The 19,893-nt window shown below is 48.6% G+C and carries 14 protein-coding genes; 5 read left to right on the plus strand and 9 right to left on the minus strand.

Features of this window, described 5'->3' with window-relative positions; genetic code table 11:
• Positions 1 to 107 precede the first annotated feature (107 nt).
• The 3 genes from HMPREF0645_RS10080 (at position 108) to HMPREF0645_RS10090 (ending at position 2,342) form a co-directional block, all read left to right on the plus strand.
• Complete coding sequence (locus tag HMPREF0645_RS10080; RefSeq protein ID WP_007174890.1) at positions 108 to 635, plus strand: chromate transporter; 528 nt, start codon at positions 108 to 110, stop codon at positions 633 to 635.
• A gap of 5 nt (positions 636 to 640) precedes the next feature.
• Positions 641 to 1,216, plus strand: coding sequence for a chromate transporter (locus HMPREF0645_RS10085; RefSeq protein ID WP_007174891.1), 576 nt, complete (start codon positions 641 to 643; stop codon positions 1,214 to 1,216).
• An 88-nt stretch (positions 1,217 to 1,304) separates the two neighbouring features.
• A complete protein-coding gene (locus HMPREF0645_RS10090) occupies positions 1,305 to 2,342 on the plus strand; it encodes a family 43 glycosylhydrolase (protein WP_007174892.1) in 1,038 nt (345 codons plus the stop codon).
• Positions 2,343 to 2,364: 22 nt separating this feature from the next.
• On the opposite strand, the gene HMPREF0645_RS10095 is transcribed toward HMPREF0645_RS10090, so the two are convergent.
• The 5 genes from HMPREF0645_RS10095 to HMPREF0645_RS10115 all read right to left on the minus strand — a co-directional run bounded on the left by HMPREF0645_RS10095 (position 2,365) and on the right by HMPREF0645_RS10115 (position 12,409).
• Complete coding sequence (locus HMPREF0645_RS10095; RefSeq protein ID WP_007174893.1) at positions 2,365 to 4,284, minus strand: glycoside hydrolase family 13 protein; 1,920 nt, start codon at positions 4,282 to 4,284, stop codon at positions 2,365 to 2,367.
• A 6-nt stretch (positions 4,285 to 4,290) separates the two neighbouring features.
• Positions 4,291 to 6,258, minus strand: coding sequence for a type I pullulanase (pulA, locus tag HMPREF0645_RS10100; RefSeq protein WP_007174894.1), 1,968 nt, complete (start codon positions 6,256 to 6,258; stop codon positions 4,291 to 4,293).
• Between the two features lie 22 nt (positions 6,259 to 6,280).
• A complete protein-coding gene (locus HMPREF0645_RS10105) occupies positions 6,281 to 8,410 on the minus strand; it encodes a glycoside hydrolase family 97 protein (protein ID WP_007174895.1) in 2,130 nt (709 codons plus the stop codon).
• A 301-nt stretch (positions 8,411 to 8,711) separates the two neighbouring features.
• Positions 8,712 to 11,393: a 4-alpha-glucanotransferase gene (locus HMPREF0645_RS10110; protein ID WP_007174896.1), complete on the minus strand. Its 2,682-nt coding sequence runs from the start codon at positions 11,391 to 11,393 to the stop codon at positions 8,712 to 8,714.
• Positions 11,394 to 11,545: 152 nt separating this feature from the next.
• Positions 11,546 to 12,409: a helix-turn-helix domain-containing protein gene (locus HMPREF0645_RS10115; RefSeq protein WP_007174897.1), complete on the minus strand. Its 864-nt coding sequence runs from the start codon at positions 12,407 to 12,409 to the stop codon at positions 11,546 to 11,548.
• Positions 12,410 to 12,801: 392 nt separating this feature from the next.
• Here HMPREF0645_RS10115 and HMPREF0645_RS10120 point away from each other — a divergent pair, with 392 nt between their 5' ends.
• A complete protein-coding gene (locus HMPREF0645_RS10120; RefSeq protein ID WP_156777901.1) occupies positions 12,802 to 12,996 on the plus strand; it encodes a hypothetical protein in 195 nt (64 codons plus the stop codon).
• Between the two features lie 38 nt (positions 12,997 to 13,034).
• On the plus strand, positions 13,035 to 14,777 hold the full coding sequence (locus HMPREF0645_RS10125; RefSeq protein ID WP_245544019.1) for a hypothetical protein: 1,743 nt from the start codon (positions 13,035 to 13,037) through the stop codon (positions 14,775 to 14,777).
• 1,085 nt (positions 14,778 to 15,862) lie between these two features.
• On the opposite strand, the gene HMPREF0645_RS10130 is transcribed toward HMPREF0645_RS10125, so the two are convergent.
• The 4 genes from HMPREF0645_RS10130 to HMPREF0645_RS10145 form a co-directional block, all read right to left on the minus strand.
• The gene (locus HMPREF0645_RS10130) at positions 15,863 to 16,429 is read right to left on the minus strand and encodes a phosphatase PAP2 family protein (protein WP_007174902.1); all 567 of its coding nucleotides are present in this window, start codon (positions 16,427 to 16,429) and stop codon (positions 15,863 to 15,865) included.
• The gene (locus HMPREF0645_RS10135; RefSeq protein WP_007174903.1) at positions 16,426 to 17,925 is read right to left on the minus strand and encodes an MFS transporter; all 1,500 of its coding nucleotides are present in this window, start codon (positions 17,923 to 17,925) and stop codon (positions 16,426 to 16,428) included. The genes HMPREF0645_RS10130 and HMPREF0645_RS10135 overlap by 4 nt, the downstream gene beginning before the upstream one ends.
• Before the next feature lie 115 nt (positions 17,926 to 18,040).
• Positions 18,041 to 18,382: a four helix bundle protein gene (locus HMPREF0645_RS10140; RefSeq protein WP_245544020.1), complete on the minus strand. Its 342-nt coding sequence runs from the start codon at positions 18,380 to 18,382 to the stop codon at positions 18,041 to 18,043.
• A gap of 160 nt (positions 18,383 to 18,542) precedes the next feature.
• A complete protein-coding gene (locus HMPREF0645_RS10145; protein ID WP_007174905.1) occupies positions 18,543 to 19,568 on the minus strand; it encodes a LacI family DNA-binding transcriptional regulator in 1,026 nt (341 codons plus the stop codon).
• Between the last annotated feature and the right edge of the window lie 325 nt (positions 19,569 to 19,893).

Here is a 19,893-nt window from a genome sequence, read left to right on the forward strand (position 1 = left end):
CGGGAGCTGGAGAGTGTAGACAGACGTTGTTTGCTAATCCTGATGCAGCATGCGTTTAGTCTTCACCTTTCAGCTTCTCAACCTTTTGGCTTTATAAACAACAGAACATGTATAGAACCCTTTTCCGAACCTTCTTTAAGATTGGTGCTTTCACCCTTGGCGGTGGATACGCGATGATTCCCATTATAGAAAGTGAGGTGGTGGACAAAAACAAATGGATTGACAAAGATGAGTTTCTTGACCTCATTGCCATTGCCCAGAGTTGTCCAGGGGTGTTCGCCATCAACATTTCCACGTTTGTCGGCTATAAGTTGAAAGGACGATGGGGTGCGCTCTGCACCACGCTTGGCACGGCTCTGCCCTCCTTTCTGATTATTTTGGGCATTGCCATGTTTTTCCATCAATTCATGCAAGTGGGATGGATTGCAGCCATGTTTCGGGGCATCAGACCTGCTGTTGTGGCACTTATTGCCGTTCCTACCTTCAATATGGCCAAGAGTGCCCATATAAACCTGTCCAACTGCTGGATTCCCATAGCTTCTGCCCTGCTCATCTGGGGCTTACATGTTAACCCCATCTGGATTATCATTGCGGCTGGAGTGGGCGGATATGCGTACGGCAAGGTGTTAAAGTAGTATATATGATTTTTTTACAGCTTTTTATAACATTCTTTCAGATTGGTCTCTTCGGTTTCGGAGGGGGGTATGGTATGCTCTCCCTGATTCAAACAGAAACCGTGGTGAACCATAACTGGTTGTCATCGGCAGAGTTCACCAATATTGTGGCTGTTTCGCAGATGACCCCGGGACCAATCGGGATTAACTCGGCCACCTATTGCGGCTATACGGCCATTCACAATGCGGGATATGGAGCATCCATGGCCATGCTTGGTTCTCTGACGGCAACCTTTGCGCTGGTGTTACCCACCTTTATTCTCATGATTCTCATCAGCAAGATGTTCATGAAATATATGAAGACCGCTGCTGTGCAGAGTGTCTTCATTGGGCTTCGCCCAGCTGTGGTAGGACTACTTGCCGCGGCGACGCTTCTACTTTGTAACACGGAGAATTTCAACTCGCCCATAGTCAATCCTTGGCATTTCTATATCAGTATTGCATTGTTCTTAGCCACGTTTGTTGGCACGATGTGGTTAAAAATTAATCCCATCCGCATGATTTGCTTTGCGGCTTTTGCCGGTCTCGTGCTGTTGTATTAAGCATAACGAAGGGGCGGTGAGTCATGAGGAAGGAGCCGGTATTAGCCCATGAAATCCTGATAAACCCTAACAAAACCAACACAGTAATATGAAAAGACTAACAGCCTTACTCGTTGTCATTCAGATGACAATCGTTATATCTCATGCCCAAACTTTTCAGCGGACACCCTGCCCCATCGTGTTCGACACGGACACTCCATTTGTCCACGACCCAGTCATGGCTTTCGAGAATGGCACTTATTATGCGTTTTATACGGGACAGAACATTGGATATATGACTTCGAAAAATCGCAAGACATGGACTGTTCACCGAGATGGTGTGTTGCGAAATATTCCGGAATGGACTCATGACAGCGTACCGGGATTCAAACGTCATATTTGGGCACCGGATATTATACAATGGAATGGACGCTGGTGGTTGGCCTATAGCTGCTCTATTTTTGGCAAGAACACCTCAGCCATCGGATTGCTTTCGGCTACATCACTCGAGAAAGGAGATTGGAAAGATGAGGGTTGTCTGGTATCGAGTCAAGGTAAAAGAGACAACTGGAATGCTATCGATCCTAATTTTATAGAAGACGAGCAAGGAAACCTTTGGCTCACATGGGGATCTTTCTGGGAAGGTATTCAACTCGCACCACTTGCCATGAAGCGCACAGAGGGAGGGGGACAATCGCTCCGTCTCTCAGATTATCCGCGTACCATAGCCCGCCGATACTATAAAAACACTCCCCAAGGCCTCGTTAATCCCACTTCAAAATACGCTGGTTCCAATGCCATTGAGGCTCCTTTCATGATGAAGCATGGAGGTTATTATTATCTCTTTGTGAGCTGGGATTACTGCTGCCGAGGCATGGAGAGCAATTATCGTGTTGTCGTAGGGCGGAGCAAAACGGTGAGTGGCCCCTATATAGATAAGGAAGGCGTACCCATGTATGCTGGTGGTGGCTTGCCGGTTATTGAAGGAGACAAAATAGATTTTGAAGCCATCGGACACAATGCAGCCTATAGTTTCCCCGATGGCGATATCTTTATCAGCCACGGCTATTCCGTGAAGCATAATGGACAATCCATCCTTGTCCAGCGCAATATCAAGTGGATTGATGGTTGGCCGGTGCTGGAATAAAAAGTAAGGGATGGGGTTTGAATCAGAACTCCAATATCATCACCCCACAACCTTTCATTGGGATGTCCTTTGTCAGGTCTACTGCTTGTCCGGTCAGAATGTCTTTTGCCGATGTATGCTTGCCAATCACCTCTGCATATCTCTTCACAGTCATGGTGGCTTCGCTTGACTTGCCGTTCAATACGGTAAGTACCGTTTTGTCATTATGTTGGCGGGCAATGACATAGATTCCTCCGTATGGGATAAACTGAGTCTGACTGCCTTGGGTAATCACACTGTTGTCTTTGCGCCAGTGGAGCACGTTACTTAACCAGTTGAACATCTCGTTCTCGGCTTTTGTGCGTCCCTCCGCTGTGAAGCAGTTGCGTGCGTCACCCGGGAATCCGCCGGGGAAATCCTTGCGCACGTTGCCGTCGGTCACCTCTTTGGTGCCATTCATCAGCACTTCTGTACCATAGTAAAGTTGTGGGGTGCGGTTGATGGTGAGTAACAGTGCGAGAGCCTGCTTCAGTGCGGGCACATCTTGTCCGTTGCCAAGGAATCGGTCGGTGTCGTGGTTTTCGATAAAAGCCATTACCGACGAGGGGTTGGGGTAAAGATAATCATACACCAAACTATTGTAGATACGGTTGAATCCTTCCCACCAATCGTCTGTTTCCTCGTTTTTGGCTTTGTTTATTTTCTCAAAGAAACTGAAATCCATCACCGATTTCAAGTAACTGTTCACCTCCGACAATTTCGAATCTTTTTGCCATGCAGCAGTATAGGGCGGCTCGGTAACCCAAGTTTCGCCCACCACATTGAAGTTAGGGTATTCTGTGTCGAGTGTTTTCATCCATTCTGCCATTGCCTGACGGTCGGCGTAAGGGTAGGTATCCATGCGTATGCCGTCAATGCCCACGGTTTCAATCCACCAAATCGAGTTTTGGATGAGATATTTTATCACGTGCGGATTGCGCTGGTTGAGGTCGGGCATGGAGGGTACAAACCATCCGTCGACAGTCTCTTTCATATCTACTTTCGAGGCGTAGGAGTCGAGTACCGGTGTGAGCTTGTAGCTTGTCTGCAGGTATTTGGATTTTGCTTCCGTTCCATCGGGCAGTCCGGTCTGCATGTTGCGACCGGTGTTGCTCCTTTCTCCGAGCCAGTCGGGATAGTTAAACCAGTCGGGCGAGGGTATCTCGTCTATCCAGGGATGCTCCAAACCGCAGTGGTTGAAAATCATATCCATCACCACTTTCAGCCCCTTTTGGTGGGCTTCGTCGATGAGCCGGCGGTATTCCTCGTTAGTGCCGAAGCGTGGATCCACCCGATAATAGTCGGTTGTTGCATAGCCATGATAGGTGCTGAAGCCATGGTCGTCAGGAGAATTATTCTCCAACACGGGAGTGAACCACAGCGCCGTGACTCCCAGTTGATTGAAATAATCCAAGTGCCGACGTATTCCCTCAAGGTCGCCGCCATGACGCAGCGATGGTTTCGTGCGGTCGCAGACGTACGTGTTCATGCCTTTGATTTGGTCGTTCTTGCCATTACCGTTGGCAAAGCGGTCGGGCATGAGCATGTAGAGCACGTCGGCATTGGTGAATCCCATGCGTTTATCGCCGCTCATCTCGCGCTCCTTGAGCATGTATTGTACTTTTGTAGTGTTCTTCCCCTTGGTTAGCTTAAGGGTCATCGTGCCCGGCTTGACATCCCGCAAGTTGAGATAGGCCAGCAGATAATGTGTGTTGGGCAACGAGACCACACTATCTACGCTTACCCCCGCATAATCGGTGGTAACGTCAGCGCCCTGCAGATCGTTGCCGTAGAACATGAGTTGCAGACTCGCATCCTGCATGCCCACATACCAGTCGGTGGGATCAATGCGAGTGATTTTGACCTTAGCGTTCATACAAAACGCTAGCATTAAAAGACAAAAGATAAATATTACTTTTTTCATGTCGTATTAATTGGCCGTTCTTATTTTCAATATCATGGCTGATTGGGCTGGTACTATCGCCATACCAGCATCCTCGTCAACAAACAGTTTCTCTATTCCGTTCACATCAATCATGCCGTCATAGCATAGCACGTCGTACACGCCGTATGGCAACTGCACCTCACGTTCGGTCTTGTTGGCATTGAGCAACACGTAGATATAGCTCTGTGTAGGCTCGTCAAACAGTCGGTAGCCTACCACACATGGCTGAGTTGGCAAGAACGTCAGGTTGCGGCGGACAGCCTCTGCGGTGCCCATACGGAAGGCGCTATACCGCTTTCGCAACTCAATTAGTTTCTTGTAGTATGCAAAAACCTGCGGATAGCGTTGCAAATTTGCCCAATCGAGACGGTTGATGCTGTCGGGTGACTTGTAGCTGTTGTGCACACCTTTCTTGTCTCTGAACATCTCCTCGCCGCTGAGCATGAAAGGCACGCCCTGCGATGTAAAGACCGCAGTCTGTGCCAAGAGGTTCAGTCGTATCTGCTCCTCCATCGTGAGGTTGGGTATGCTGGCTTTCAGGCGGTCGTTCAGGCACATGTCGTCGTGGCAGCTCACATAGCTGATCATCTGTGTCGGCTCCGCGGCCCACGCCTCTTTGGCGTAGTTTACCTTGCTCATGTCTACCTGTGGATGTGCTATCGCACCTGCAATGCCAAACTTGATGCTCTCTTCCTGCCCCGCGATGCCAGCGAGAAACGCCCCCTTGTTGTCGTCCGAGAACGGGCCACGGAGCGCATCGCGCAGTTCGTCGCTGAAAGCACCGATGCGTGGCATCTGTTTAACATTGGCCTTGAGTGCCAGTTTTTCCGTAGGATAGGCACACGTTCCTGCGCTCCATCCCTCACCATAGATATATATTGATGGGTCTATCTTGTCCATTTCCTCGCGTATGAGGTTCATCGTCTCTATATCGTGCACACCCATCAAATCCACGCGGAACCCATCGATGTGATATTCCGTAGCCCAATATTTCATGCTCTCAATCATGAATTCGCGCATCAACGGCTTCTCCGAGGCAGTCTCGTTGCCGCAGCCAGAACCGTCAGAATAGGTGCCGTCGGCATTCTTGCGATAGAAATAATCGGGAAAAGTACGTTGGAAATTGCTGCCGACGATGTCGAAAGTGTGGTTATACACTACGTCGAGAATGACACGGATGCCCGCCTTGTGCAGTGCATGCACCATCTGCTTGAACTCCCTGATGCGCACTTCGGGTTTGTAGGGATCCGTGGCATACGACCCCTCGGGCACATTGTAGTTCAGTGGGTCGTAGCCCCAGTTGTACTGAGGCTGGTCGAGTTTTGTCTCATCCACCGATGCATAATCGTAGGAGGGGAGGATATGTACGGCATTGACACCCAGCGACACCAAGTGTTCGATGGCTTTAGGCTCGGTGAGTGCCAGGTATTTTCCTTTGTATTTTAGTCCGGATGATGCATCAATGGAAAAGTCCCTGTGGTGCATTTCATAGATGACAAGGTCTGCAGGCGATGCCAATGCCGGCCTGATATCATGTTCCCATCCCACGGGATTGGTAGTCTTCATGTCTATGATAGCTCCCCGTTTGCCGTTCACGCCTACGGCACGGGCAAACATTCCCGGCATTTCCACGGGTTGCTTCTTTGTTCCCACTACGTCGAAGGTATAGAACATGCCTTTCAAATCACCCTTCACATCGGCTATCCACCCGAAATTCTCTTCCCGCTTCATCTTGATGGTCTTCACTGGCTTACCGCCCAATCCCTCACGATAGAGTCTGATGAGAGGCCGATGCCGTGCATTGTTGGGGGCACATAGGAAAAAGGTAGTCTCTGATGACGTGTAGTCAACGTGACTGGTGTAATCTATGGCCGTTGTATCAAGTGACTGCGCGCGCATCCATGCGCACATAATTATAAGGAAGGATGTTAGAAACAGTACTTTCAATTTCATTTCTTCGGGTGTTAAGTATTGGTTATTGAGCCAGGAGCGACACGGCAAAACCGCCGCCACTGGCCTGCTTGATCTTCAGCACATCGCCACGCTTCACCGTCTTGCGTGTGATGGTGTAGGCCTGCGGGTTGTTCTTGTAGTCGGCATTCTTGCCGTCGGCATAGATGGTACAGTTGTATTTGCGACCTTTGTCGAGGAAATCGAGTTTCACCACACTGAGGTGCCCGTCCTCGTTACACTTGCCGCCCACAAACCAGTTGTCCGTTCCCTTGGCCTTGCGAGCCACAGTGACATAGCGGGCCGGCTCTGCCTCGAGATATTTGGAGTCGTCCCAGTCGCATGCCACGTCGCGAATGAACTGGAAGGCATCGTCGAAACGCTCATAGTTCTCTGGCAGATCAGCAGCCATCTGCAACGGACTGTACATCGTGAGATACAATGCCAGCTGACCGACAAGGGTCGAACGCACGTAGCTTGGATTGTCGCTCCATTCAGAGAGCTTGGTGACGAATATGCCCGGTGTGTAATCCATCGGACCGCCCTGCAAGCGTGTAAAGGGCAGGATGACGGTGTGGTTAGGATTGTTTCCGCCAAAAGCCTCATACTCTCCACCGCGCGCACTCTCGTTGCCCACCATGTTGGGCCATGTGCGACACAGTCCTGTGGGGCGCGTGGCTTCATGGGCATTGACCATAATGCGGTGTTTGGCAGCTTCTTTCACCACGTACATGTAGTGGTCGTTCATAGCTTGGGAGAAGTGATGGTCGCCGCGGGGGATGATGTCTCCGACATAGCCCGTCTTCACGGCATCGTATCCATACTTGTTCATCAGGTTGAAAGCCTTGCCCAGATGTCGCTCATAGTTTACGGTACTCGATGATGTCTCGTGGTGCATCATCAGCTTCACACCTTTGGAACGGGCATACTCGTTCAGTCCCTCGAGGTCAAAATCCGGATAGGGTGTAACAAAATCGAACACGTTTTGTTTCCACCGGTTAGCCCAGTCTTCCCATCCTACGTTCCAACCTTCCACTAACACTTGGTCGAGCCCGTTTTTGGCGGCGAAGTCAATATATCGCTTCACCTTTTCCGTGTTGGCTCCATGTCGGCCGTTGGGTTTTGCTTTCGACCAGTCTATTTGGTCAAGTTTGATGGAGGGGAACTCATCGGTATAGTTCCACGAACTCTTGCCCACAATCATTTCCCACCACACTCCGCAATATTTCGTGGGGTGAATCCAGCTCGTATCCTCTATCTTGCAAGGCTCATTGAGGTTCAGAATCAGGTTGCTCGCAAGCATATCGCGAGCATCGTCGCTCACCATCACCGTGCGCCACGGAGTTTGACAGGGAGTCTGCATATAGCCTTTCATGCCCGTGGCATCGGGCGTGAGCCAGCTTTCGAAGGTCATGGTTTTGTCGTCAAGGTTGAGGTGCATGGTGGAATAGTCCACACAGGCGGCCTCGTGAATGTTGATGTAGAGCCCGTCTTGGCTCTTCATCTGCAGCGAAGTCTGCACACCGGTGGGAGAGAACACAGCCACCGACGAGTTGCTCCAGTTCACCGCGTCGTGGAGTCGACCGCGAATCTCCGAGAGTTTGGATTCCTGCGTCTCCTGTTCCTGCGTGTCGTAGTCGCCCGGCAGCCACCATGCCGTATGGTCTCCGGTCATGGCAAATTGCGTGTGCTCGTCTTTGATCGTGAAATAGACCAATGAGTCTTGTTGTGGAAACTCATAGCGCAGTCCCATGCCCTCGTCGTAAACACGGAATCGGATAATGATATTGCGCTTGGACGAAGGCTGTGACAGATAAACGGCCATCTCATTATAATGGTTGCGAATCGTCGACGTCTCACCCCACACAGGTTTCCACGTCTCGTCGAAAGAGCTGGTACGGGCGTCTGTTTTCACGAATCCATCCATCAGACTCGTTTCCCTCAGGCCTTTTGAGGCATGCTTGTCCTTGGCCAGTTCAAGACCAAGTCTTGAGGTTTTCACCACCGGTTTGCCCTTGTAACTCATTTCGTAGGTAGGTGTGCCGTTGTCGGTCAGTGCAAACCTCACGGCCACCTGCCCATTGGGTGAACTCACTTGCTGAGCAAGGGTGGGGAGGGAAAACAGAATAGATAACAGGAAAAAGTTGAGTCGCATAGTCGTTGTTTCTAAATGACGGGAAGTTAATTTTTGAACCTTAATTCTTTAACCTCGGCCTTAACTCCCGTCCAATTAATTTTGAATTATGAATTGTGAATTAAAAAGTCCTCCGCTCGGCTTCGCCGAATCTAAGAATATCCGGAGAATATCTGTTCGTGAGTGCAAAGCTAATCGCAGAAAATCTCACATTCTTGCTTCGCAAGATTAATCTTAGAATATCTCCACACCCTACATGTGATAACGAATTTTGAATCACACCGCGCAGCCTAATTGTGAATTATGAATTATGAATTTTGAATTAAAAACCTCTTCCGCTTTGCGCAACAAGTTCCTTCACGCTGTTCATCCACTCCTCATCGGCCATCAGGTCTTCGATGTTGAGGTGCATGCGATAGCGCCAGTAGTGACGAGGATTAGCGGGAATGTTGATGCGCTCGGCATCGGCATTATCGAGACGCAGGCGCTCGCTCATGGCCAACCAGTCCTGAAGGCTCAGCACGCAGAGCATGCTCGGAGAGGTGAGCTGGCGTGAAACCACGTCTTGGGCCAACCATCCGGGTAATGGATGAGGAGCAGGACCGCCATGATACAGCATCGAGTTGTAGTAGTCCTGAGTGCGCTCGTAGTTCTCGTCCCACCACTGCCGCAGAGTGGCCATATCGTGTGTGGAGAACGTGCAGACAGATCGGTAGGGATTGGCCGACAGATGGCCGAAGCGCACGTGCGGATCCTTGGGCATCGACTGAATTTCCAAAGAAAGGATTTTAAGCTCATGCATCACCCATGGCACACAGTCGGGCACCATTCCCAAATCCTCCGCACATACCAGCATCCGTGTGGCCTCAACAAGCCTCGGCAGTTTCTTCATGGCCTCCCGGTACCAGAACTGGTTGTTGCGTCGATAGAAATAGTCGTTATAGAGTCGGTTGAACGCCGCCTTGTCCTTGTCGTAAAGTGCCTCGTAAGTGAAGTTGAACTGTGCCGAGATGCGTGGATGGAATTCGCCATCCTTGTCGGCATCGCGCACGAAGAGCACATTCGAGATCAAGGCATAGAGCCCATCGCGCAGGTTAAGCTCGTCTTGCACGGTCTCCTTTTCAAAAGCCTTCTCCACCTTCTTCTGCGTGTCAAACTCCGGCTTCATCACCCAAACGTCATCGTGAGCATGGTTCAGATATTTCTCTTTCACCTCGCCGGCCCGCTCGCCGAACATACGGTCGAGAATCCAGTCGGTGATGAATGGCTCGCAGAAATGTTGCTCGTTGAATGGCAGTCCGTACCCTTCAATCTCCTCGCGTGTCATGCCCAGTGCCGGCTGGAAATGCCCCAGCAGGCCATGGACGGCATGACTGGGAATCTGCCAGATGCGGAAAAAGCCCAACACATGGTCAATGCGGTAGGCATCGAAGAACTTGGCCATGTTTTGAAAGCGGCGCACCCACCACAGACATCCGTCCTTAAGCATCTCTTCCCAATTATAGGTGGGGAACCCCCAGTTCTGTCCGTTCACCGAGAAATCATCGGGCGGAGCCCCCGCCTGTCCGTTCAGGTTGAAATATTTCGGCTCCATCCACACGTCGCATCCGTAGCGATTGACCCCAATGGGGATATCTCCCTTGAGGATGACGTGCCGACGGCGTGCATAGTCGTGAACCTCTTTGAGCTGCGAACTTAATATATATTGTACGAAATACCAGAATGCTACCTCTTTATATACCTTGGTACGGGGGTTGGAGAGTGCCTTGCGGTCGGCCTCGTTCCATGTGTTGTGGTCGGGCCACTGCGAGAAGTTTGCCGTGCCGTAACTGTCGCGAAGCATCGAATACTGTGCGTAGGGCACTAACCACTGCTCGTTCTCGGCAAAGAAATCCTTAAATGCCTGAGTACTCATCATGGCCTTGCCCTCCTGTTCAAACAACAGTTGCAGGTAGTTGGTCTTGGCCTTGTTCACGCGCTCATAGTCTATCTGCGGCAGCTGGTTGAGCTGTTCGCGCAGGGCAGCATAGTCGTTTCGCTGTTTGCCGTCTTTGAGTTGTGGCAACTGGTTGAGGTCGGCATATTGCGGATGCAGCGCAAACACACTGATGCAACTGTAGGGATAGCAGTCGGTCCAGGTGTGGGTGATGGTCGTGTCGTTGATGGGGAGAATCTGCAGGACGCGCTGCCCGCTCTTCTCCACATAGTCCACCATCTTGCGCAAATCGCCAAAGTCGCCCACGCCGAAGCTGGTCTTCGACCGCAGTGAGAACACAGGGACGAGCGTTCCGGCCAGCTTGGTGTTGCAGATGGAAAAGAAGGCTTGGTCTAAATGATACACCACGGCTTCCCCTTCTTGCATCAGCGGTAGTTCGATGGTGCGGTTCAGTCCTGTCTCCCACATGGGCTCCTCGTCGTCCTTCTCGTTCAGAGCCAAAAACTTGAAGTCAAAGCCGCGGGTTCCGAGTGAGGCTGCATCAAGGTCGATGATCCATTCGTTGAAATTGTGTTCCACCATATTCTTGGCTCGTGTCGGACTCCAGTTGCCCAGCGCATCGCCCTGTCCTACGAGCAGCAGACGTTCACCGGCACGCAGTTGTGGAGCACGAACCACTAATCTCACGGTTTTGCCGAATGTCGACGGCTGCAGCCCTGTTCGGTTGCGACGATTCACGCAGTCGGTAAACGCCGAGCTGTAGAGATAGGCATCCTCGGGAATGTCGACCCAGTGGTCGTATATGGTGTAGTTCTTGGCTCGTTCGGCCGAGAGTTCCAGGCGGTGCGTCACCGTTGTCCATTCGTGTCGCTCTAAGCTGCCCGTGTATTCCACACTGTAATAATAGTCCACAACGCCACAGTTGTCAGGCATCAGACACTGGTGTGACCAGCGCGTGCCATCCACCGTGCTCATTCTGTATTTTTTCACAGAACCGCCATGACTCAGATTCAGCACAATGTCTTCGCCGAATCGGGTCTGATAATCCACGTTAAATATTAAGTTCATAGTCTTTAGGCTTATTTTATGTCCAAAGTTAGCAAATTAATTCTTTTACACCGGTGTACCCGTATAAAAGGTAATAAAAAAACTGTGCAATCGTTCGCACAGCTTTTCATTATCATATGTCGTGTGATGTCATCCTTACTCCTGCCGTTGCATCACATGGCGTGCTCCGGATTCACCTCTCCATTCCTTATTTCGCTTGGTGTTCCACCGAGTGTCTCCTTGCAAAACGTTGACATACGCTGCACCGAGGAGAACTTAAACTGCCTTGCTATCTCCTCCATCTGGTCGTTGGTGCTGTGCAGAGCCTTGAACAGTGCCTCGCCCTTCACCTTGTTGACCCAAGCCTTGGGCGTCTCGCCAAAACATTTTTTAAAGTGGCGGATAAACGTCGGGCGACTCATGCAAACCTTGTCGGCCATCTCATCGATAGACGGATAGGTTTTTGCCATGCGCATAATGGTTTCTTGAAAAGACAGGTTGACCCGAAGCAGCGGACTTAAAAACGGGAGGAGTTCTTCCTTGGGATAATACGCTTGCAAGATGGCCGTGAACTCGCGCTGCTTGATCAGTTGGATGTCGCAGCAGAGCAGTCCGTCCATCACGTAGTCGGCTATCTGCCGCGACAACACTTTTAGGGGCTTGACCATGTCCATAGCAAACAGCCAATCGTCGCGCTGAGGCGCATTCTTGATCATCTCGTCAGTTAGAATGCTGTGACAAAACCTGAACTTGCTGTCTATAAAATAGAGCACCAACAGCATGCTGTCCTGAACAAAGGTGATTGAGTTGTCTGTGCCTGCGGGCATGGGAAACATTTGGTTTCGACGTACCGTGAATTGAGGAAAACGCTTGCCCGCAACGCTCAACTTTCCTTTTAACAAAAAGATCATGGCCGTTCGCGACGGGTCGGTATGCCTTGTCGCGCCTTGCTTTTCTGTTACTACTCTGAACCCCGTCGGACTATTGCACTGATAGTGCTCGCACATCAAGTGCTTGTTTAAATAATACACTTGCATAGGACTCTTTTTGATAGATATGACCGTGTAAATTTAAAGATATATTACAGAAAATAAAATTAATTTTACATTACATTAACGCATTGTATCTTAAATTAAAAATTATTAACTATATTACTACAACTTATAATCATTTCATATTCCTTATTGCTGTTTGATGCTGCGACTCATGGTGCTTCAAAAAGATTATATTTCAATTTTTAAGTTTCAACAGATGATAACAAATAGATTGATACAAAACGATAACTCAATGATACACTTTGTTACGCCGCTTGAATATAAAGATGCCTAACTTTGCAAACATAGAATTACAGGGACATCATACCCTTAAAAGAAAGTTATAAAAAAGGAGAGTTAAATACATTAACGAGGACTAATTAATGGAAAAGAATATGAAAAAGAACTATGTACGTCCAAGAGCGGATATTATTTACACAAATGTAGAGAATGCGCTGCTGGCAGGATCTGGTGATGGTGATGCTACTACACCACCGATTGGTGGTGGTGGATCTAAACCCTACAGCGGTGATTTCGATGACTTCACAGATGAATCCTTGTGGGGTGATGAAACAGATGGAAACAACTGATAACAATCAATTAATAACGATTAAATATGAAAACTGAAATGAAAAAAAGCATTTTTACGTTCATAGCCATTAGTTTGCTGGGTTTCTTGACAGGTTGTTCGGAGAACGATGTGCTGAACGACGTACAAGGTGCCGCAGCCGACCAGGCTTCGAGTGTCATTTCTGGAACGGCATCGTTTGACACCGATGCGGTGGATGCCATGTTCAACGCGACTCCAGAGACAAGAGCAACATTTCACTACAATAGCCAAAAGAAGTTGAGCTACAGATGGAAAGAGGGTGAGAGAATACCTGTGTTCATGTGCTACAAGCAAGGCAACAAGCAGAAAGTGGTAGAAGATGAGGTATATGCGGTGAATGGATACAACATAAAGTTCACTATAAATATACCTGCTGGCTTCGACCGGAGGAAAGGTGATCTCTATATGGGAGCTGTCATGGGCAAGCAGCAAGGCGTGAACAACGGTGCCTGGGCAAGCGGCATGACGGCTGACGGCAAGCTCAAGATAGAGACTTCACATACAGCAGATGCAACATCAGACCAGTTTAACCTGCCCTTCTATGCTCCTCTGACGAAAGTCAGCACGCATGGCGATATCTCTCTTCGTTTCAAAGCACTCGGCAGTTGGATTGTTGTAAGGTTAAATGTGCTGAAAGATATCGACCCTGATTTCATGAATGTAAGCTCTGATGTGGTGTCCACCAATGGCTCACTTGACCTATTCTCTTCTGAGAGTGGAATGCCTGCATGGCAACCGGAAGCTACGACGCAGCAGAACATTAGGTTTGATGTGAAAAACTTTCAGGTGAAGGCAAAGCAAGAGAGTAAGCCATTAACGGTGTGGTTTATGCCTATTCTTAACAAGGAATCACAACAGCCCACAACGGTGAGTATCAAGAAACAGACCACTTACTCAAGCAATGTGCGCCAATATTCTAAAGAGGTCATTGGCAAAAATGAACAATTAAAGAATAACAAGGTTTACTATGTTGACATTACTGAAAAAGTTTGTGACAAAGGCTTGGTGATTACACAGTTCTGGTCAACACGAAAGAGCAGATATTGCAATCGCAATCTTCTTCAGATTACCAATATTAGTGATCATGACATCAGCTTAGAGGGTTATTACCTCGTTCGCTCTGTATTTGGTAGTGCTGAAACGCCTTCTGGCGTGATTGACTTGGGTAAACTGGAAGAAAACAACGCACAGTTCTTATACAACGACCGCAAGAAAAAAGTACTGCCAAGTGGTGGCTCGCTCTTGATTACCGGCTTTAACAGAAGAGTTGCTCAAGGTACATTTGATCGTTGCAAAGACGAAGTTTATCAGATAGCACTCTTCGGAGAAGATGAAAACCTGTTGCAACAGTTTGTTCCAGAGGGGAATCGTGACTACTATGGTAGAGAGTCGAACTGCCACTTCTGCAATGCTTATTTCCTGACCTACAATGGTACCGATATCTCGTTGTCGAAGCCGAACGACATTGTAGACAATTTCGGACGTGACGCCTGTGGCAGAATCTATAACTTCCAGTTCTGCAACCGTACCTACTATCGCATACCTTATTGTTATATCTATATGGGCGAGCAGGGCCTTGGCGGTGAAGGTACTCATCTTTACAAACCAGAGAGACAGGTAAGATATTATGGCTCGTACTGGGGACCGATGGAGATCTTTTCCACATGTGCCTGGAGATTTGAAAACGAGAACAAAATTACCTCATTAGGTTTCTGGGGAAAATATGGTGACATTCCCATGTTCAGAAATAACATGTATTAATGATATTGTATTTGCTATCATGCATTGATGAATCAAGAAAACAAATACTGATTATTTAAGGAAACCTCTGCAAATTCCACCCAAAGCGTTAGGTTATACCTATAACTTATTGCTGCCAATAATGGCTTTCGTACGTGGGCAGGAATTTGCAGAGCTTTTGTATTGCCGACAATTAAGAGTGAAGAAAGAAGAATATAAGTAAGTGAAGAGGGAAGAATGAAGAATGAAGAGGGAAGAGGGAAAAGTGAAGAATGAAGAGGGAAGAGAGAAGAATCAACGCGTTAGCCTAATTGTGAATTTTGAATTTTGATGAGTTGATGAGCTTGCGAATAATTATGAATTGCAAACGCGTTAGCCTAATTGTAAATTTTGAATTTTGACGAGTTCATGAGCTTGCGAATAATTGTGAGTTGAATATTCCTCCGCTCGTCTTCGCCGAATCTTAGAATATCCGGAGAATATCTTTTCTTGAATGAATGGCTCATCGTAGAATATCCTCCCGTTTGCTTCGCAAACAATCTTAGAATATCTGCCCTACCTCTACCGCGCAGTCCAAATTATGAGTGAAGAGTGAAGAACGAAGAATCAACGCGCAGCCAATTGTGAATTGAAAATTGTGAATTGTGAATTGCAAAGGATTGTGAATTGCAAAGGATTGTGAATTGCAAAGGATTTTGAATTGTATGTAAAATTCCGAAAAATTAAATGCGCTAAAAAGTGTGCGGTTGCCGAAAAATGGCATGAGAGGCTGTGAAAAACACATATCGGACGGAGCGAGAATGCCGAACACATGCGCCGTTGAAGCCTAACGCCGTTGCCAATAAGCCTCATCCGCAACGCGGATAAGCTTGGATCGCGGTGCCACGAAGCATCAACCGCGATGTCAATACGGCCTAATGACAGCATGAAAAAGCAAGTCTCTTTCTTGCAAAAAGGAAGGGTGAAGTGTAAAATACTGGTTGTCAGTGTTTTCTAAAAAGTGCTGCAAAAATTGAAAAATTCCGTCCATGCGCCTTAATTTTTCAACAACAGCCTTTTTGGGAAGGTGATGTCAAATTAAATCAAAGGAATTTCCTGTTGTTGGTTTATAGATTGATAGCTACGGTGACGCCCCCTGGCCCCACGCCGACGCTGTATTGGCTGTGCTCGCCGGTAATCTTGTCGCCTATCCAATAGCCCAAAATCGTTCCCCCAACACCGATGGCGGCTCCCGCAGCCACGTCGTGCCAATGGTGGCGGTTGCGCGCCACGCGGTCGACGGCAACGCCTGTGGCCACGGCATAGCCTGCCACACTAATCCATGGAGAAACCTGCCGGAACTCCTTGTCGAGTATCGTGGCACCGGCAAAAGCTATGGAGGTGTGGCCGGAGGGAAACGAGCGGCGGTCGGTGTGGTCGGGTCGACGCTCGCGGACGGCAAGCTTTATTGCCCAAGTGGCAGTGGCTGTGAAGGCCAGGGAAGCTCCGCTATTCACCACGAAGCGCTTCCACGAACTGGCACTCTCCACGCCACACGCTTTCAGCGTGAAAGCTGAGGCTACGGGAACAAAGCGCAACCAGTCGTCTGCGCCGTCGCCATGATAGGGCTTTTGCGCATGGGCCGAAATGGTCGCAGCGCAAAAGCCGGTCACGAGCAATGTTTTAATACTCATGCCTTGACATCTTTAATAAGGGGCACCGCCAAGGCTCCTAACGCCAAACTGACGCCGGCCACAATCATCATGTGGCTCTGCACGCTGCCCACCATACCGAGAATGATTCCTCCGACAGATGCGGCCACAATCTGCGGGATGCAAATCGTGCCATTGAACAGGCCGAGATAGGCTCCCATGTGACCGTAGCCTTGCAGGGCATTGGTGACGAAGGTGAAGGGCATGGCCAGCATGGCAGCCCATGCACAACCAATTAGCAGGAAGGGAATGAACAGCAGGTAGGGGTCGTGGACAAAGGCGCACCACACAAAGCCCACACCGCCCAGCAGCAGGCTTGCGGCGTAGGCCATCTTGCGGTTGCTGAACTTGGGCAGGATCGGAGCCCATATCACGGAGCCGATGGCTTGCACGGCGAAGAGTATGCCTACCCAGTTTCCGGCCGACTGGTAGCCGGCACTGGTTACGTCGGTGGTGCCCCAGCAGTTGGCGGCTACCGTTCCGTTGGTGTAGGTCCACATATACATGAACGCAAACCAGCAGAAGAATTGTACAAGGCCGACCTTCCAGAACGTAGAGGGGGCGTTCCGGAGCATATTGTACACCCATGCAAATGTCTTAAACAATTTTCCGAAGAAGATTTGCCAAATTAGGTTGCCCTCAGATTTCTTCCTAATGTTAATAATTAAGTATATAAAATTTACTATAATGAACAATCCTGATAGGCAAAGGAAGAATATCAAATAAAACATATAAGCACCTACCAAATGCATCCCTTTTAGTTCATCTTTATATTTGAAATCCTTTTTTTCTTCTTTCGCACCATTGTATGTCTCAAACTCCACAGGCTCCCATTCCTTTACCTTGCTTACCGTATAGAGGACACAGAGGATAAGGATGGCGGCACCTACGTAGAAACTGTAGATCACGGAGTCGGGGACAATCCCCTTGGGCGCGGTGTTGGCGATGCCAATAAAAGCAAAGAAGAACGGGAAGACAAAACCTACCAACGAGCCTGCGTTGCACAGGAAACTTTGAATGGAGTAGGCTTTGGCTTTCTGTTTCTCGTTGACCATATCGCCCACGAGCATCTTAAAGGGTTGCATGGCCATATTAATCGAAGTGTCAAGAAACATCAGGGCGACAAGTCCAAATATCATGGCCGTAGACACAGCCATGCCAAACGAGCCGGCGTTGGGCAGTAGGCACATCACCAGGACGGCTGCTGCGGCTCCGATGAAGAGATAGGGGATGCGGCGCCCCCAGCGCGTCCATGTTTTATCGGAGCACGAACCGACGATGGGCTGTACGATGATGCCCATCAAGGGTGGTAGAATCCAGAAATAACTCAAACTGTGAGGATCGGCGCCCAAGGTGGCGAAAATCCTCGAAATGTTGGCACTCTGCAGGGCATACGCAATCTGCACGCCGAAGAAACCGAAACTGAGGTTCCATAAACCCCAGAAAGACTGGTCGGGCTTTTTTAATTCACAATTCATAATTTACAATTCACAATTAAAGCATACCGTTAGGTTTGCTATGTGGTTTTTATGTGGTTTTACTTTCATGCTATTTACATTTAAAGCATCACACGTGGGGTTTGCTATGTGGAGTTTATTTCATTTTATTTTCTTTCGATGTTGATTTTACAATAGACATCAGCAATTTACAAATTTCTACACAGTCATTATTCATGCTCATGTATTCTTGTTCAGAAATGTATGAAACTTGGAACAATAATTCAAGCCAATAGTTGGACTCTTCTGCTTCGCGCAAAGCAATACTCATTTTTGCATGAAAATCCGGTCGGCTTTGTGCCCTTAGTGCTTCCCGGGCATTAGCTCCTATGCTCGTGCCACATTTTAATATCTGGCTTGCCAAATCAAATTCACAGTATTTTTCACGTAAAAACCGAGCCAATTTCACACTACGAACAGCGAAAGCCATACTTTTCATTATGATAACATTATCACATATTTCCTTCATATCCTACTGAATAATTGCGGATTAAAAATTCTTTATTATGAATTAGGTAGTGCATTAATTGCGATTTTAAAATTCTTCATTATGAATTAGGTATTGCATTAATTGTGAATTGAAAATTGTGAATTGTGAATTACCTCGTTGTTCCCCGTATCACAAGTCTCGTTCTCACAATTTTCTTCTCCACCTTGTCCATTGGAGTTATGCCTTCCACCTTGTTAATTAGGATATTGGCAGCCTCTTCCCCGACGCGGACGCCCCGCTGCTCCACAGTGGTGAGCATGGGGTCGCAGGCCACAGCGCGCTGCCCGTTGGTGAAGCCGCAGATAGAAATGTCCTCCGGAACACGATAGCCCATGCGCTTGGCGGTATAGAGAATGCCAATGGCTGTATCGTCGTTCACGGCAAAGAAGCTGTCGGGAATCTCTTCCTGCTGAAGGAGCTCGGGAGTGATTGCCTCGGCATCGGCACGGTTGTCGCAGATGCGGAAAAAGTTATCGTTGGGCTTGAGTCCCTTTCGGAGCATGGCATCACGGTAGCCGTTGTAGCGGTTTTTAGAAATTTCGAGAGTCATCGGCGAACTATAGAATGCAATGCGACGGCAGCCGGTTTCGATCAGATAAGTCACAGCATTGAAGGCTCCCTGATAGTCATCCACCACCACGCGGCTGCAGTCGACACCGGTGCAGATGCGATCGTAGAACACAAGGGGCATGCCATGGTCGATGAGTTTTTGGAAATGGTCGTAGCTCTGGGTGTTCTTGGCTTGTGAAACAATCACTCCGCAAACCTTGTGTTCGTAGAACCGCTCGCAAAGCAACACCTCACGGTTGAACTGCTCGGCACTTTGCCCTACCATCACAATATATCCTCGGGAGGCGGCTTCTTGCTCAATGCCACTCAGGACGGAGGAAAAATAGAAATGCGTGAGCTGGGGAATAATGACGCCAATGATTTTCAGAGGCTTCTTGCGCCCACTGCGCAAACTCTCCGCCAGAACGTTAGGATAATAATTATGCTCCCGCGCGTAAGCCTTTATCCTATCGCGCTGAGGCTTGCTGATGCGGGGACTGTCTTTCAGGGCGCGCGAAACCGTAGCCACAGACACGCCAAGAGCCTCGGCGATATCCTTCATTGTTATCGGTATAGGTTGTTCCATGTCTCGTCATTAGGTGTTGAAACAGAGATTGTTCAACAGTTTTTAGGTCGTGATTTGCTGTACGGGACGAACCCCGTCGATGCAAAAATAGTCAATTGCAGTATAATATGGCGCATGCGAAAAACAAACTTTGTTATTTGATTGCGCAATCGTTTGCATTTCCGCATAGCGTGATTTACTGTTAAAAATCATGGAAGTATATAAAATAACCCTATTTTTGCATTGTCAAATGGTGCATTATCTACCTCAAAAGCCACTAAAAACCAATGGGACAGTCAATGTGTACCGACGACATACAAGCCTAAATAGAACAATACAACAACTT

It is taken from the genome of Hallella bergensis DSM 17361 (assembly GCF_000160535.1).
Classification (GTDB): Bacteria; Bacteroidota; Bacteroidia; order Bacteroidales; family Bacteroidaceae; genus Prevotella; species Prevotella bergensis.